The 15,562-nt window shown below is 62.4% G+C and carries 15 protein-coding genes; 10 read left to right on the top strand and 5 right to left on the bottom strand.

Features of this window, described 5'->3' with window-relative positions; genetic code table 11:
- Window positions 1–2: 2 nt before the first annotated feature.
- Window positions 3–821: an ABC transporter ATP-binding protein gene (locus tag VVD49_RS00105; RefSeq protein ID WP_327597085.1), complete on the top strand. Its 819-nt coding sequence runs from the start codon at window positions 3–5 to the stop codon at window positions 819–821.
- 111 nt (window positions 822–932) lie between these two features.
- Here VVD49_RS00105 and atzF read toward each other — a convergent pair whose 3' ends face one another.
- Entirely contained in the window at window positions 933–2,732 is a 1,800-nt protein-coding gene (atzF, locus tag VVD49_RS00100; protein ID WP_327597084.1) for an allophanate hydrolase, read from the bottom strand.
- Between the two features lie 401 nt (window positions 2,733–3,133).
- Between atzF and VVD49_RS00095 the strand changes: the two genes are divergently transcribed.
- Genes VVD49_RS00095 through VVD49_RS00080 form a run of 4 tightly spaced genes read left to right on the top strand, consistent with a single transcriptional unit; the run spans window position 3,134 to window position 5,946 of the window.
- A complete protein-coding gene (locus VVD49_RS00095) occupies window positions 3,134–3,388 on the top strand; it encodes a DUF4089 domain-containing protein (protein ID WP_327597083.1) in 255 nt (84 codons plus the stop codon).
- Window positions 3,385–4,848, top strand: a complete 1,464-nt coding sequence (locus VVD49_RS00090; RefSeq protein WP_327597082.1) for an AtzE family amidohydrolase — start codon at window positions 3,385–3,387, stop codon at window positions 4,846–4,848. The genes VVD49_RS00095 and VVD49_RS00090 overlap by 4 nt, the downstream gene beginning before the upstream one ends.
- Window positions 4,838–5,224 (top strand): oxalurate catabolism protein HpxZ, encoded by a 387-nt coding sequence (gene hpxZ, locus VVD49_RS00085; RefSeq protein WP_327597081.1) that lies wholly within the window; start codon window positions 4,838–4,840, stop codon window positions 5,222–5,224. The genes VVD49_RS00090 and hpxZ overlap by 11 nt, the downstream gene beginning before the upstream one ends.
- Window positions 5,221–5,946, top strand: coding sequence for a GntR family transcriptional regulator (locus tag VVD49_RS00080; RefSeq protein ID WP_327597080.1), 726 nt, complete (start codon window positions 5,221–5,223; stop codon window positions 5,944–5,946). Before hpxZ ends, VVD49_RS00080 begins: the two co-directional genes overlap by 4 nt.
- Window positions 5,947–6,032: 86 nt before the next feature.
- On the opposite strand, the gene VVD49_RS00075 is transcribed toward VVD49_RS00080, so the two are convergent.
- On the bottom strand, window positions 6,033–6,614 hold the full coding sequence (locus VVD49_RS00075) for a BPSL1445 family SYLF domain-containing lipoprotein (RefSeq protein WP_327597079.1): 582 nt from the start codon (window positions 6,612–6,614) through the stop codon (window positions 6,033–6,035).
- 448 nt (window positions 6,615–7,062) lie between these two features.
- On the opposite strand from VVD49_RS00075, the gene VVD49_RS00070 reads away from it, so the two are divergent.
- Genes VVD49_RS00070 through VVD49_RS00060 form a run of 3 tightly spaced genes read left to right on the top strand, consistent with a single transcriptional unit; the run spans window position 7,063 to window position 10,045 of the window.
- Entirely contained in the window at window positions 7,063–7,800 is a 738-nt protein-coding gene (locus VVD49_RS00070; protein WP_327597078.1) for a maleate cis-trans isomerase family protein, read from the top strand.
- Entirely contained in the window at window positions 7,800–9,245 is a 1,446-nt protein-coding gene (gene hydA / locus VVD49_RS00065) for a dihydropyrimidinase (RefSeq protein ID WP_327597077.1), read from the top strand. Before VVD49_RS00070 ends, hydA begins: the two co-directional genes overlap by 1 nt.
- Entirely contained in the window at window positions 9,203–10,045 is an 843-nt protein-coding gene (locus VVD49_RS00060) for a fumarylacetoacetate hydrolase family protein (RefSeq protein WP_327597076.1), read from the top strand. The genes hydA and VVD49_RS00060 overlap by 43 nt, the downstream gene beginning before the upstream one ends.
- 15 nt (window positions 10,046–10,060) lie before the next feature.
- On the opposite strand, the gene VVD49_RS00055 is transcribed toward VVD49_RS00060, so the two are convergent.
- A complete protein-coding gene (locus VVD49_RS00055; RefSeq protein WP_327597075.1) occupies window positions 10,061–10,507 on the bottom strand; it encodes a hypothetical protein in 447 nt (148 codons plus the stop codon).
- Between the two features lie 166 nt (window positions 10,508–10,673).
- A complete protein-coding gene (locus VVD49_RS00050) occupies window positions 10,674–11,261 on the bottom strand; it encodes a LysE family translocator (RefSeq protein ID WP_327597074.1) in 588 nt (195 codons plus the stop codon).
- A gap of 414 nt (window positions 11,262–11,675) precedes the next feature.
- Between VVD49_RS00050 and VVD49_RS00045 the strand changes: the two genes are divergently transcribed.
- Together VVD49_RS00045 and VVD49_RS00040 are read left to right on the top strand one after the other, a co-directional pair.
- Window positions 11,676–12,878 carry a porin gene (locus VVD49_RS00045; RefSeq protein WP_327597073.1) on the top strand — a complete coding sequence of 401 codons (1,203 nt, stop codon included), beginning with the start codon at window positions 11,676–11,678 and terminating at the stop codon, window positions 12,876–12,878.
- A gap of 183 nt (window positions 12,879–13,061) precedes the next feature.
- Window positions 13,062–13,949: a polysaccharide lyase family 7 protein gene (locus VVD49_RS00040; RefSeq protein WP_327597072.1), complete on the top strand. Its 888-nt coding sequence runs from the start codon at window positions 13,062–13,064 to the stop codon at window positions 13,947–13,949.
- Between the two features lie 75 nt (window positions 13,950–14,024).
- Here VVD49_RS00040 and VVD49_RS00035 read toward each other — a convergent pair whose 3' ends face one another.
- Complete coding sequence (locus tag VVD49_RS00035; protein WP_327597071.1) at window positions 14,025–15,284, bottom strand: pectate lyase; 1,260 nt, start codon at window positions 15,282–15,284, stop codon at window positions 14,025–14,027.
- Between the last annotated feature and the right edge of the window lie 278 nt (window positions 15,285–15,562).

Raw genomic sequence — 15,562 nt, 5'->3', positions numbered from 1 at the left:
ACATGCGCCCCATCGACAGCATTGCAGAACTCGAACCGCCAAAAGCCCCTTTTAAACCGGGCCCGGCCGGCACGCACATCACCATACGCGGGCTGACCAAGTACTTCGCCGGCTGGCCGCTCTACGAGAACTTCGATCTCAACATTCCCAAGCACAAGATCGTGTCGGTGTTCGGCCCGAATGGTTGTGGCAAATCGACGTTGATCAATATGATTGCCGGCCTGATTCCCATCGACTCCGGCGAGATCCTGTTTGACGGCAAATCTCTCAAGGACACGAAGATCGGCTACGTCTTCCAGAACTATCGTGAGGCGATGTTCCCGTGGTTGCGCACCATCGACAACATCGCCTATCCCTTGAAGCTTGAAGGGCGCTCGCCGATCGAGATTAACCGGCGCATGGAAGAGCTGATGGCATCCTTCGATGTGAAGTTCGATCTCAAGCGCTATCCGTACGAGTTGTCGGGTGGCCAGCAGCAGACCGCTTCCATCATGCGAGCCCTGGCACCGCAGCCCGAAGTGCTGTTTCTCGACGAACCCTTCTCTGCACTGGACTTCGAGATGACCCTGTTCATCCGCGAGAAGCTGCAGGAAGTGTTCATCCAGACCGGCACGACGATGATGCTGGTGTCGCACGATCTGGAAGAGGCCGTGTATCTCGCCGACGAAATCCTGCTGCTCACCAAGCGGCCGACCAAGGTGGCCGAGATCCTGCGCTACGAAGACCCACGGCCACGCACGATTGAGACGCTGTCTACGCCAAGCTTCGTCGAAATGAAGAAGCTGAGTATGGAGATCTTCCAGCGCGAGGTACGAAGATAAGGCGTATTTGAACGAAGCCGCGAAGCCGCCTTGGGGCGGCTTTTTCATGGCTGCAGCGGCGGGGTATGAGGATGGGGGGATGAATGCGGGATGCGATCCCGCCGTCTTGCGTCAGGCCGTTGCGCGGCTCTGCATGTAGGCGCGCCAGCCGCCGAAGTGTGTGATGTCGTCGGCACCACCGGTTGCGATGGTTTCGCACAGGAAGCCTTTTACCTGTTCGCCGTCTTCCATCGTCAGCGTACCGATGCCGAGCGGTGCCGGGATGCGGGAGACGAAGTCGCCGAAGGCTGCGGCGGAGAGTTCCCATATCTCGACGGCGATGGCGCCACCGCCCTCGGTGACGCGCACTAGACCGGGTTTGGGGGGCACGGTGCCGGGCAGGGCAAAGAGCTTGTATGACGGTGCGGTATTGCAGGCACGCACGAAGCGTGCGGCACGTTCGCTGAGTTCGTGATTGAGCGGCATGCCTTCGAGATGCGCGCCGACGACGGCAAGGCGGATGGTGTCGTTGCGCGCCATCCACTGTTGCGGATGTGACGAGGGGGTGAGCGGCTGGCCGGTGGCGCCTGTCGTGAGCGCGAAGGATGCGTGCAGGCGCTCGCCTAGTGTGGCGATGGCCGCGTCGGTCCACGCCGGGGCGAAGAGGGTGATGCCGAAGGGGAGTTTGTCCATGCGGAAAGCTGTGGGCACGGCGATGGCGCACAGATCCAGCAGGTTGGCGAAGTTGGTGTAGTAACCCAGGTGGCTGTTGAGGACCACCGGATTGGCCTGGACGGCGTCCACACGGTAATGCGTGGGCGAGGTGGGCAGGGCCATGACTTCGACATCCTCCCACGTGAGCGCGGCGCGCTTGCGTAATGCTTCGAGGCGGGTGGCGGCTTTCTGACAATCTGCGGCGGAGTAGTCGAGGCCCTTGCTGATGATGCTGCGCACGGCGGGGTCGAGCGCGTCAGGTTGGGTGGCGAGCAGATTGCCGGCAGCTTCGAGGCGCTCGGCAACCCACGGGCCGTCATAGAGCAGGGCGGCTGTTTCGGAGAAAGGCGTGAAGTCGATCTCCACCAGATCGCCGAAGGTGGCGAGACGTTGCACGGCTTCTTCGTAGGCGTTGGCGGAAAGCTCGTCGCCGAAGAACTCGCGCTGGTTTGTGCGTGGAATGCCAATGCGCGGCCGCTTGGGCAGGCCACGCGGCCGGGCGGGGCGCGACCAGGGGTCGGCGAGGTCCTGGCCGTCACCGGCAACGGCAAGCACATCCCACGCGTCGCTGGCGCTGAGGGCGAAGACGGAGACGCAGTCGAGCGAGCGGCAGGCTGGTACGACGCCCTTGCATGACAGCCAGCCGCGCGTGGGCTTAGCGCCGACGATGTTGTTGAAGGCGGCGGGCACGCGGCCGGAGCCGGCGGTATCAGTGCCGAGCGCGAAACTCACGCAACCGGCGGCGACGGTGACGGCCGAGCCGGAGCTGGAGCCGCCCGATACGAAATCGGGATTGAAGACGCTGGCCGGCACACCGTAAGGCGAGCGCGCACCGACGAGGCCGGTGGCGAACTGGTCGAGATTGGTCTTGCCAAGAAGGATTGCACCTGCGTCCAGCAGGCGCTGCACGACGGTTGCGGATTCGCTTGGCGTATAGGCGAAAGCCGGACAAGCCGCCGTTGTAGGGATGCCTGCGACGTCGATATTGTCCTTGACCGCGAAAGGCACGCCGTAAAGCGGCAGCCCCGCCGAGCCTTGTGCGGCGAGTGCGGCGGCGCGGGCGAGTGCTTCGGCGCGCGGCACGAGGTGAATCCAGGCGGTGGGATCTACATATTGCTCAAGGTAGTCGTAACACTGCTCAATGACGCTGACGGGGCTGAGGTCGGCTGCATAGCCTTGCCTCAGGGTTTCGAGTGCCAGACAGGGGGCCGTTGCCATGTTGATGCCTTCTTTGTTGAGGGGTGGGTCACGGTGATGGCTTGTTGCCTTGTATACAAGACTGTATCCGCAAACTATGTGCCAGTCCAACAAGCAGGGGAATAAGCACTTAAGTAATTGATAACAAGCGGAATGTCATGCGGTGCGCGGCTCGCACCTGCCTGCGGGGAGTCCGGTTCGCCTTGTCGTGGGGCAGGGGTGGCAAGCGATGCACTGCTTTGAAGCGGCAAGCGTGCAGGCAGAAAGCCAGTCCCCTCGCAGGGCATTGCCTTTCGCGGCCGGTGCGCAACGGCCCAGCCGGGCGCCTGTGGCCATTCGATGCGGGCGGCGAGGCAAGGCGTGGATCAGAACTTGCATGTGGACAATCATGTATGCAAGACAGGTGCAGCCAAGGAAGAGGCATGGAACCCGACAGGAATGACATGAAAGATGCAGCGATGAATGGCGTGGCCAGTGCGGGCATGCAGGGCCAGATGAGTGCCGCAGGCTGGCAGGAATATGCGCTCATCGTATCCCGCGCCCAAGGATACGAGCTCGACGAAGCGCAGCTGGCGCGGGTCGTCGCGCAGCTGGAATTGATCAGCGGCATTGCCGCGCCGTTGCTGGCGCTGCAGTTACCTGCCGAACTCGAACCTGCACCGGTGTTTCGCCCATGAGCGGCGTGACGAGCAGTACGCCCCTGGAGCAACTGGCGGCCTGGCAGGTGGCGGATGCGGTGGCGAGCGGTGAGGTCTCGGCGCACGAAGTCGTTACCCGTGTTTTGCAGAGCGTGCGCAGTCGTGATGCCAATATAAACGCCTATACCGACCTCACCGAGCGGCGCGCACTGCAGGAGGCGGATGCCATCGATGCGCGCCGCAAGCGTGGCGAGCCCATGCCGGCACTGGCCGGCGTGCCTTACGCGGTCAAGAACCTGTTCGACGTAGAGGGCCTGCAGACGCTGGCGGGCGGGCATCGCGGTCGCGCCGGTGCGCCGGTGTCGCGCGATGCGACGCTGGTGACGCGCGCCGCCAATGCAGGTGCCTGCCTGATCGGCGCCCTCAATATGGACGCTTATGCCTATGGCTTTACGACCGAGAACAGTTTCCACGGCGTCACGCGTAACCCGCACGACCCGTTGCGCGTGGCCGGCGGCTCTTCCGGCGGTTGCGGCGCTGCCGTGGCGGCAGACATGTGCGCCTTCTCGCTGGGCTCGGATACCAATGGTTCGATTCGCGTGCCTTCGTCCTTCTGCGGCGTGTTCGGTCTCAAGCCGACCTTTGGCGGCCTGTCGCGCGGCGGCAGTCGCCCCTTCGTGCACAACATCGACCACCTCGGCCCGTTCGCGCGCAGCCCGCGCGATCTGGCGCGCGTTTTCGACGTGCTGGTGGGGCTGGATGAGCGCGATCATGGTTGCACCCGCGCGGCGCCGCTGCCGGGAGAGTCGACGACAGAAGCCGCCGTCCTGCGCGCCACGCAGGAAGGCCTGGGTGGTCTGCGTGTTGCGCGCCTGAACGGCTATTTCGATCACTGGGCCGGCCCTGACGCGCGTACCGCGAGCCGCTCCGTCGCCATGATGTTCGCCGCGCAGGAAGAGCTCGACGTGCCCAATGTCGCCGCGGCGCGCGCCTCGGGTTTCGTCATCACCGCCAGCGAGTCGGGCGAGTTGTACCGCAGCGAATTGCAGGCGCACTACGCCGACATGGAGCCCCTCAATCGCGATCGCATGCTCGCGGGTAGTCTCCTGCCCGCTACCTGGTATGTACAGGCGCAGCGTTTTCGCCAACAATTCGTGCGCCAGATGCTGGCTCTGTTCGAGCGCTTCGATCTGTTGGTGGCGCCAGCCACGCCGTGCGTGGCGACAGAGATTGGTCAGCAGTGGCTGGAGCTACCCGGTGGGCGTGTGCCGGCAAGGCCCTCTATCGGCCTGCTGACCCAACCCATTTCCTTCATCGGCTTGCCCGTCGTCGTCGCGCCCTTGCCAACCGCCAACGGCATGCCGATCGGTGTGCAACTCATCGCGGCGCCTGGGCGCGAAGATGTGGCACTGGCGGCCGCTGCCGTGCTGGAAGCGGGTGGCTATACCTATACGCCCAAGCGGAGCCAGAGGGATGAACTTGATCGCCATGAACATTGATGACCCACTCGTGCTGGCCGAAGTAGAAGCTGCATCCGACCGCTACGAAGCCGCTCTGCAGAGCAATGACCTCGACACGCTGGATGCTTCTTTCTGGCAGGACAGTCGCGTCATGCGGGTGAGTGCCAAGGATGAACTGCAGGGCATCGAGAACATCCGGCGCTTCCGCGCGGGGCGGCCGCCGACCGATGCGGCGCGTGACTACCTGTCGCGCGACATCACGTGCTTTGGCGATCACTCGGCGATCGTGAATATCACTTTCCTGCGCAAGGCCGATACCCGTGTCGGGCGCCAGACCCAGACCTGGGTGCGCTTCAATGGCAGCTGGCGTATCGTCTCCGCCCACATCAGTTTCCGCGAGATCCCGAATCCATGAGCAAGACAGACGAGGCCACAGACGGGAACGTCGCGCTGGATGAGCCGATATCGCAGGTCGGCATTGCCGGCTCACGCGTGGATCACGTCTACAACCGCGTCAAGGAAGACATTTTCGACTTCCGCCTCCTGCCTGGTGACCGCTTTACCGAAAGCCAGGTGGCGGATCGCCTGAAGGTCAGCCGCACGCCGGTGCGCGAAGCTCTCTACCGGCTGGAGCGAGAAGGCTACGTGTTCGTGCATTTCCGGAATGGCTGGAGCGTTCGGCCGTTCGACTTCGTCATGTTCGAGAACCTGTACGAACTGCGCTCGGTGCTCGAGACCGCCGCCGTGCGCAAGATCTGCGATCTGGCTGACATTTCGCGCCTGGACGAATTGCAGAGTATCTGGCTGGGCCCTGAGGCCGAACGCGAGACCGAGGCGATGCGTGCTGCCGAGCTGGACGAGGCGTTTCACACCACCATCGTCGACGCGGCCGAGAATCCCGAGATTGCGCGTGTGCATAACGACGTGATCGAGCGCATCCGTATCATCCGTCGCCTCGACTTCACCCAGGGCTACCGCGTAGAGCGTACCTATGAAGAGCACGCCAAGATCCTGCAGGCTTTGCTGCGGCGTCGTGCCGATACGGCCTGTTCGTTACTCAAGGCGCATATCGAGGAGAGCCGCGCCGAAGTACGCAAGATCACCATTCACCGCCTGCAGGCTGCGCGGCAGAGCTGAACTGTCCAGCGAGCTTGCTGCGCAGGTTCAGTAAAGAAAACGGCGACAGGACATGGCCCTGTCGCCGTTCTTTTTACGGCACGAGCTTACAGATCCAGCTTCGTGAACTTGTTGCCGTTGAACGTGGCGTTGGCCATCAGCCCGCCATTGGTGAGCACGAAGCCGACGATGGGTTGCTGCACGGTTTTGGAGTCGATTGCAGCGTTGGCGCCGACATTCAGAACGGCTACCGAGGCGTCAGCACCCGCTGTCCAGCCCTTGCTTGCCTCAAATTTCGAGAGCGCATCCGCTGTCAGGAACAACACATAGACGGCCTTGGACTGTGCGCCCGCGATCAGGCCGATCGAGCCACCTGCAGTGTTGTAGTAAGCACTGGCCTTGTCGCCCTTGAGCAACACGCCTTCGCCGTAGGAAGCGCCGACGCCGAAGCCTGCCGCGACGACGTTCGGGAACACCAGAACGCCATTGGCCCTGGCCACCAACTCACGTGAGCCGGGTACCTGCTTGTAGAGCTCGGCAAGAGCTTTTTCCGCACCACCATTGATACTGGCACGCTTGCTCGAGTTGTCATCGGTGTGCGTCGTCGTTGTCGTGCACGCCGCGAATCCGAAGCACGCAACGGCGGCGACCAGTAGCACAGCGAGACGTTTGAAGATTGGTTTCAACATTGCATTTCTCCTTTGTAAGGGCGCGGCCAGCTGACATCCGATGTCTCAGCGCAAGCACTTGCTGCACGCTTTCTGTGGCGCGCCTGCCTTATGGGCGACAACGATCTGTGTCGCAGGAGCGACCGATCTGTCACATGAGGCACCAGCAAGAATGAAACCCGGGCCCCAAATCGGTGCGAGCTGTTGCCTGACGCCCTGATCTCGTTCCGGGCCGCCGCATGGCAGGGCACGGCATTGATGTGTCATGAAGGGTGCGTGAGGCCTTTGGCGCCGGACTCTCGCGTGGCACGGGCAATATGCCGTGCGGGCGATGATTGCTATCAGTCAATTCGCCAGACTTGCGGTCATGCTTCTTGCTAGATTCGGCTGGCACCGTTTCTTCCCAAGTTCCTTCCTGCAATCCCGACTCATCACGGGCCGCTGCATGCGACCCAGGAGGGCCCAGATCGTGACCACGCAACGTACCTTGCTCGGTGTCCTGACACCGTCCTCGAACACCTCTCTCGAACCTCTCACCAGCGCGCTGTGCGCGGCGGCGCCGGGCGTGAGTGCGCACTTCGCGCGCTTTCCGGTGACTGAGATATCGCTCAAGCCGCAGGCGCTGGGCCAGTTTGACGACGAGAAAATTCTCGCCGCTGCAAGCATGCTCGCCGACGCGAAGGTGCAATGCATCGGCTGGAGCGGCACATCGGCCGGCTGGCTGGGGCTGGAAGCCGATCGCGTGCTGTGCCAGCGCATCGAAGATGCAACCGGCATTCCCGCGACGACTTCCACGCTGGCGTTGGCCGAAATCATGCACAAGACGGGCGCTGAAACGCTGGGGCTTGTCACGCCGTATCTTGATGACGTGCAGGAGAAGATCATCACCAACTTCGCGGCCGAGGGTATGAGCTGTGTCGCGGAGAAGCACCTGGGTATCAGCACCAACTTCGACTTCTCGGAGGTCAGCGAGACGGAGCTCACCTATATGGTGGCCAGCGTGGCGAAGGCGAGGGCCAAGCCGGCGGCGATCAGCACCTTCTGTACCAACCTCAAGGCCGCGCACCTGGTTGAACGCTGGGAAGCTGCTTACGGCATTCCGGTCTACGACACCGTCAGCACCGTGCTGTGGAAGATGCTGCGCATGCTCGACTACGACACGAAGCAGATCAAGGGCTGGGGCCGGCTGTTTGCGGAGGTTGCCTGATGGTGGCTGAGGCACCTGAGGCAGCATTCGATCTGGTCATCCGCAACGCACGCTGTGCCACGGCTGCAGACGTCTTCGATGCGGATATCGGCATCAAAGGTGGCGTCATCGTTGCATTGGGGAAACATCTGGCGGCCGGCCAGCGCGAGATCGATGCGGAGCGGCGCTACGTGCTGCCGGGCGGGGTCGACGGGCATTGCCACATCGATCAGCCGATGATGGATGGCTCCGTCATGGCCGACGATTTCTGGACCGGGACACGCTCCGCGGCCTGTGGCGGCAATACCACTGTCATTCCTTTCGCCAGCCAGCTCAAGGGACAGGGCCTGATGGAGGCCGTGGCCGAATCGCATCGCCGCGCTGCGGGCAAGGCCGCCGTCGACTACGCTTTCCATCTCATCATCTGCGAGCCGACCGAACACGCGCTCAAGGAGGAGCTGCCGCAGGTCATGCGCGAAGGTTGCACCTCGTTCAAGGTCTACATGACCTACGACGACCTCAAGCTTGACGACCGCCAGATGCTGGACGTGCTGGCCGCTGCGCGCCATGAGGGGGCCATGATCATGATGCATGCCGAGAATACGGATTGCATCGCCTGGCTGACCGAGCGCCTCATTGCAGCCGGGCATACCGCGCCGAAATTCCATGCGGCTGCGCGGCCGATGCTGGTTGAGCGCGAAGCCACGCACCGGGCTATCGCGCTGGCCGAACTCGTCGACGTGCCGATACTCATCGTGCATGTATCGGGTCGTGAAGCCATCGAACAGATCCGCTGGGGGCAGGCGCAGGGTTTGAAGATCTACGCCGAGACCTGTCCGCAGTACCTCTTCCTCACCGCGGACGACATGGATGATCACCATGGTCACATGCACGGCGCGAAGTGCATCTGCAGTCCGCCGCCGCGTGACAAGGCCAATCAGCAAGTCGTGTGGGATGCCTTGCAGGGCGGTGTCTTCGAGGTGTTCTCGTCGGACCACGCGCCGTTTCGCTTCGCGGGCGAGGGCGGGAAATTGGGCGCAGGCCCCGATGCATCCTTCGACAAGATTCCCAATGGCGTGCCCGGCATCGAGACGCGCCTGCCGCTGCTGTTCTCCGCGGGCGTCCTCGAGGGGCGCCTCGATATCTGCGACTTCGTGGCGCTGACCTCGACCAACGTTGCCAAGATGTACGGGCTCTATCCGCGCAAGGGTTCGATTGCTATCGGCGCCGATGCCGATCTCGTCATCTGGGATGCGGACCTGGACATCGAGATCCGCAATGAAAACCTGCATCACGATGTCGACTACACGCCCTATGAAGGGATGCGCGTGAAGGCCTGGCCACGTATGACGATCTTGCGTGGAGAAGTGGTTGCAGAGCGCGGCAAGTTCCTCGGCGCGGCAGGCCAGGGGCAGTACATTCCATGCGATTTGCCCACGCCCGCGAAGCCGCGCGTGCGCACATGAGTGCGGCGGATATCGACAAGCTCGCAAATCGCCTCACTGCGGCTCGCGCCAGCCAGCAAGCCTTGAGCGTCAGTGAGTGCGAGGCCTTGCAGATCGCTTCACGTGAAGAGGCCTATGCCGTGCAGGCCGCGGTGTGGCAATGCCTGCTGGGCAGCGCCCGGCCCCGCGCCTGGAAGATCGGAAACAGCAGCGATAGTCCCGTGCCGGTGCGTGCTGCCATGCCGCGCATCATTTCCCATGCTGCAAGCATTTCGGCGGCAGACTTCCGGCTCCTCGGTATGGAGGCAGAAATCGCGGTGCGCTTTGCGCGCGACCTGCCGGCGCGTGGCGAGCCGTGGTCACGCGACGAGGTACTGGCTGCCATCGGCAGCGCCCACGTGGCGATCGAGATTGTGGATACAGCACTGCAGGACTACGTTGCAGCTGGTCCATTCTTGCGCTTGGCCGACAGCATGCTGCATGGCGCCTTCGTGCTCGGCGAAGCACTGTGTGACTGGCAGGGGCTGGCGTGGCATGCGCTGACCATGCAGAGCTTCGTGGACGGTGCCTTGTGTGCCGAGGCCACGGGTGGCCATCCCCACGTCGATCCCTTCGCATTGCTGCCCTGGTGGGCCAATGAAGGTGCGCAGCTGTGGGGCGGTGTGATGGCCGGCGATATCGTCACGACCGGTACGTGGAATGGCATGCATTTCTCGATGCATCCATCATGCATGGAGGCGCGCCTTTCTGGCCCGGCAGGTGAGCCATTGGGCCGCGCGAGCGTGCAGGTGGCGCAAGCTGCCGCCGCGCCACCTGTTTGATGATCTACGCGCGCATCACTTCGTGCTGAGGGCAGATTCCAGTTTCTGCTTGTCGAGATACTTCTCGAACCCGCCTATCGACGCGTTGACCTCTGCGTTTGACATGATTTCCTGCATGGCGAGTTGGCCCAGTATTCCGAATGCGGCTTTCAAGGATTCGCTGCCTTCGTTCTTCACTGCCGCACGTGTCTGTGCCGCGCAGTTCTCACTCAGCAGACGGGTCACCAGCTTTCCCATGGATTGATCTGTCTTGTCACGCGCTTCGGCACTTGCCGTGGTCAGGTCGCGCATTTCCGGATGCGCTGCCATGGCCATGAAAATCCATCGGGCGAGTTCCTTGCGTTCCTTGCCCGTCGTGTTATCCGTGAGGCATGTACCGGCCGCTGTGGTGTAAGGGCCTGCGACTGCCGGGTATCCGAAGAGAGCCACAAGCGAGATGAGGAGAGCTTTCACGTAAGTCATGGTGTCGTGTCGTAGTGAGAAGAGGTTGAAGCGGATTGAGTGACAACGGCGTTGTCATTGATCGTGCTGATCGGGCGGAAGCATACCCGCTTCGAGTTTTCCCGGAAGAGGGGCTTGTCATGACGGCGGCAGGCGCGACGAGGAGGGCGTGAGCCTCAGGCCCTCATCACGTCACGATCAAGGCTAGCGCACAGCCCGTCAGCAGGGCCGCCATCACACGATTGAACAGCCGGACTCGCGCGGGCTTGCTGATGTATGGACGCAGGAAGCTGCCGGCAACTACCCAGCATGCGAGTGACAGATAGCAGATCACGAAGTAGATCGCGCTGAACTGCCATACCAATAGCGTGTCGCCGCCGCCTGCGAAAGCGCCCATGCCGGCTGCTGCTGCAAGCCAGGCTTTGGGGTTCAGCCATTGCATGATCGCTCCGCGCATGAAGGATGGTTGGCGCGCCGCATGGTCTGCGTCGAGTTCTCCGCTATCGGTGGCCAGCATGAAAGCCATGTAGAGGAAGAAGGCGATACCCGCCCAGCGGATCAATTGCAGCAGGATGGGGTACTGCGTCAGCAGGGCGTGCAAGCCCAGCCCGACCAAGAGCAGCAGCACCGTGAAACCGATCGTGGCGCCGGACACGTGCCGCATGCCTGGTCCGACACCGTGCTGTGCGCCAGCGCTCAGCGAGACGATGTTGACCGGGCCGGGCGAGATCGACGCAGCTAGCGCAAATGCCGCCATGGAGTAGTAGATGCTCACGCAGACCTCGCAGGTTCGTAGCCAGTGTCAGGCTTGATGGGGGAAGAAGAGGGCGACTTGAGAGAACTGCCCTGTGCTGGCGCATTGCAGGTGAGGTGGAGGCGTGGCGCCAGCAACGCCCAGCCCAGACGGATTGTCGCCTATCGTCGGTCGATGAGTCCTTGATCGCGCCCGATCGGATGGCGCGCATCAGGGTAGACACGTACTTTTCTGCAGCAAGGTAAACGTTTACCTTTCGTCGCGTCCCGCTTTGCACGGGCACGAAGGGGCTGGCTCTCCGGCACCGCGTGCGCCTTGTCGAGCAGGGGTTTCTGCAGACCGGCGTGACAAGCCGGTTTGTCACGCCCAGAAAGTTAAACGTTTTACTGCCTGCAAAGCAGGGCTGCAGGCAGAGCACATCAAGGGAGACATGTAATGCAAAAGACACTCATCGCCTCTGCCGTGGCTTGTCTGAGCCTCAGCTCAGCGCAGGCGCAGACGACGGTGACCGTGGGCGGCCGTATCGATGCCGGCTACACCTTCACCAAGCAGAGCAACAACGACGCGGCCAATGGCACGCCTGGTGGTGGCAAGACCACCGAGACCATGTCGGATAACGCGATGACGACCTCACGCCTGCTGGTCCAGGCGAAGGAAGACCTCGGCAGCGGCTTCGGTGCGGAGGTGTACATCGACCTGCGCTTCGGTAATTTTTTCGAAGGCAAGGACGGCACAACGGGTGGCCTCAATGCCAACGACCGCAAGTCGCTGTCGCTGACCTCGCCGATCGGCTACCTGATGATGGGGGTGCAGAACCCGGCCGGCCACAACTACACGGTGGCCGAGAAACCCTACATGTCGTCACCCAAGGACGTGAACAACATCCAGTACGGCGTTGCCTTGCTGCGCGAGACGAAGCTGACCCAGCGCAACGCTGAACTGCGCACGGCGGCGATTCCGGTTGCCGCGACGAACTGGGCGCTCAAGGGCTCCTATGCCATTGGCGACAATCGCAAGAGCGGGGTGAGCGATATCGCTGGCGTGGGCAGTGGCGATTTCTATTCGGTTGGTTTCGAAGGTGCCTATGGCAGCGTGAGCAACGACATGGAGCGCAACAGGCCGTTCATGTCCTGGGGCTATGACTTCAATCGCAAGGGCGACACCAACGCGGCGGCCGCCAATCCTACTGGGCCGAGCAACCAGAACAACAGCATCCAGTTCTCCAAGGTCTTCTACACGATCCGCCCGATCCCCTCGGTCAAGCTCGGCACCGCCTACTTCATGTACAGCGGCTACAACCCAAGCGCTGTTGCGGCGCAGGGACCCGCTTTCCAGGAAAAGAACTGGTCGATCGACGCGCAATACACCTGGCGCGACAAGATCGTGGCCGGTGCCTACTACTCCCGCCTCAACGATATGGGACAGGTGCGCAATAGCGGCAAGGGCTACGGCATGGCGGCGTATTACTACCTGAGCAAGACCCTGGCGATTGGTGCAACGACGACCAGGCAGGACTTCCAGCGCAATGAAACGATCACTGGCGGCAAGTTCGACGGCACGGCGCCGGGCTTTATCGGCAGCTCTGTTGCCAAGCTCGACAAGCGCCAGAGCTGGATCAACATCATGAAGGACTTCTGATCGTCCCTGCGGCCCGGTCCCCGACCGGGCTCATCGCTCTCTCCTGGCGAGCTCCCCCAGAATGCTCGTCTTTCCCGCGCGTCTCCGGACGCGCGGATTTTTCTTCCAGGCGCGCGCCGCCCTTGGCAAAGCTTTCTCCGTGTAGCAGGCTCACGCACTTCGCCAGCTCGGGAACAGACATTCATGCGCCAATTCCGCTTTGCACGTCGCTTCAAACGCTACGGCGTGACCTTTCTGCTCGCAGCCCTGCATCTATCCGCAGCATCCGCCGTTAGCGCAGAGCCGCTGCCTGCCGACCTCGCACAACTCGACCATCTGCACGCATGGCGTCTTACGCTGCCCGTGCCGAGTCGCAAGGGCCGGGCATGGGCCGATGAAATCGGCTTCCCCGAGCTTGCGCGCTTCACCGCGCCGCCCTGGTTCCTGACCGCTGCGTCCGGCGACGGCGTCGTCTTCCGCGCAAACGCAGGTGGCACGCGCACCAGCAACAACACTCGCTTCGCCCGCAGCGAACTACGCGAAATGAATAGTTTGTGGGAAGGCGAAAAACTCGTGCGCTACGAAACCGCCAGCTGGGATCTGGCAGATAACCTCGAGCGCCGCATGTTCATCCGCCAGGCCATCACCGCCGTCCCGCTCAACAAACCGCAGGTCACGGTCGGGCAGATCCACAACGCACGCGATGACGTCGTGATGATCAAGTTCGAAGGCGACTCACCGGGCCATCTCAGCAAGCGCGGCGCGCTGCAGGTGCGGCTCAACAACGCGAAGGACACCTACGTCATCGACCCTGCCTACGAAATCGGCCAGACCTTCACGGTGGAAATAATCGCGCAGGCAGGCAAGGTCAGCGTGCTCTACAACGGCAAACCGACCATCGTGCGCGACACGCCGATCCGCATCGAAACGGCAGGTTGCTACTGGAAGGCGGGCATGTACATCCAGTCGAGCACGGGCAATCGCTCGACTTACAAGACGCCATTTGAGGACGAAGCGCCGGATGCTTACGGCGAGGTGGTCATTCACGAATTACGGTTGACGACCTCGCCGGGGCTTGCGGGTGTTCGCTAGTCCGGGTGCCCATGAAAAACGCCCGGAGATTTCTCTCCGGGCGCTCAGGTCTTGCATAAACCTCAGTCGTGCAGATCAGTACGTCCAGTTTTCCTGGATACGATTGACCGGTGCTGGATCCACGCCGTTGCCAGGTGCAATACCTGTCTTCTTGCTGCCACCCGTCTTGTCGACTGCGGTGATGTCCGATGGGCTGACGTTGCAGGTTGCGGTGTTCCACTCCGAGCCGATGTTGCTCGAAGAGCCAGAGCCTTTTTCAACGCCCTTGTAGGTCGAGCACACTTCGATTTCACCGTTCCAGCGCAACAGCAGCACGTTGCGCAGGGTTGCGCTGTCGCGCGGCGAGCCGTTCGAGTAGGAGCTGTTCACACCCACGATGGTCTGGTGGTTGTGGATGCGCGAGTTCTCGATGATGACGGTGCGTGGGCCCTTGTTGCCCGTGCAATCGCCGCAAGAGCGATAGAACTTGCCACCCTTTGTTGCCCAGTTGTCGGCGACGAAGCGCGTGATGTGCAGCGTGCCCTGGCCGTTGTGCTGGAAGGTCTTGTCCGTGCCGAGGAAGGAGCCGCCGCAGTCGACGCGCATCGTCGTGCCCGGGCCGCCCAATGCGGTAGCCGCGTCTTCACCCACGTCTTCCCACCAGGTGTTGTAGACCGTGCAGTTGCCCACGCAATGCACACCGTCGGCGGCGAGATTGCCGATGACGACGTTACGCAGCGTTGCGCCTTCCTGCAGGTCGAAGACAGGTGGCTGGCCTTCGGATTGGCCGCCATTGCTCAGCTGGAAGCGCTTGCCGCCGCCGTCGTAGGTCGTACCCGCGGGGACGCTGATGCTGGCGGTGAGTGCCACGGTCTCGCTCGGGTTCACATAGGCCGGGCAACCTGGCCATGCCGGCAGCTTGACGTTGGCGCTACCGCCGGACGAGGCGGCCGATGAGCTGGACTTGCTTGAGGAGCTGCTCGAAGGCACCGAGCTCGATTTGCTCGAGGAGGAGCTGCTGGATGGTGCAGTGCTGGACTTGCTCGATGACGAGCTGCTGGGTGCGGTGCTGCTGGCGGAACTGGAGGAGGTGCCGGAAGGTGCCGAGCACTCGTTGGTCCCGCCGGAGACCTTCGTGCCTGCGCCGAAAGTGGCTTCGCTGCAGACGAAGCTGCCGCTCAGGACCTTGTAGGTGAACTGGTCCGAGCGCCCGTAAGCGACGTTGGTATTGGCCGGCAGGGAGCAGGTCTTGCCTTCCGTGCAGACGGTTGTGTAACCCGCGGGCCGGTTGGCCGCATTGGCGCCCGCCGTCACGCCAGCAAGCAGCGCCAATAGCGCTAGCTGATTAGCTTTCATTTTTGTGTCTCCTGGAATTATGTTCTGACCCGGCTCAAGGGCCTGGTCTCTTGACTACCTGACGACTGCAAATGACTACGCCTGCAGCGCTGATGCATGGCGCCACGATGGCGAAGTCATTAAAGGCTGTCTGCGCAAGGCTTGTCAAATCATTGTTTTCTCTCACATATTTACTGCATAGCAGCAATGCGGGGGCGGAAACGGGTGTCTAGGATGTGAGGGGCGCGCGCGCGCTGGCTTCCGGTTTGGCAAGCTTCCGTGGTCTGCACAACAGCCTG

It is taken from the genome of Uliginosibacterium silvisoli, from assembly GCF_036017035.1.
Classification (GTDB): domain Bacteria; phylum Pseudomonadota; class Gammaproteobacteria; order Burkholderiales; family Rhodocyclaceae; genus Viridibacterium; species Viridibacterium silvisoli.
The sequence above is the reverse complement of the archived record's forward strand: the minus strand, read 5'-3'. Positions and strand labels throughout refer to the sequence as shown.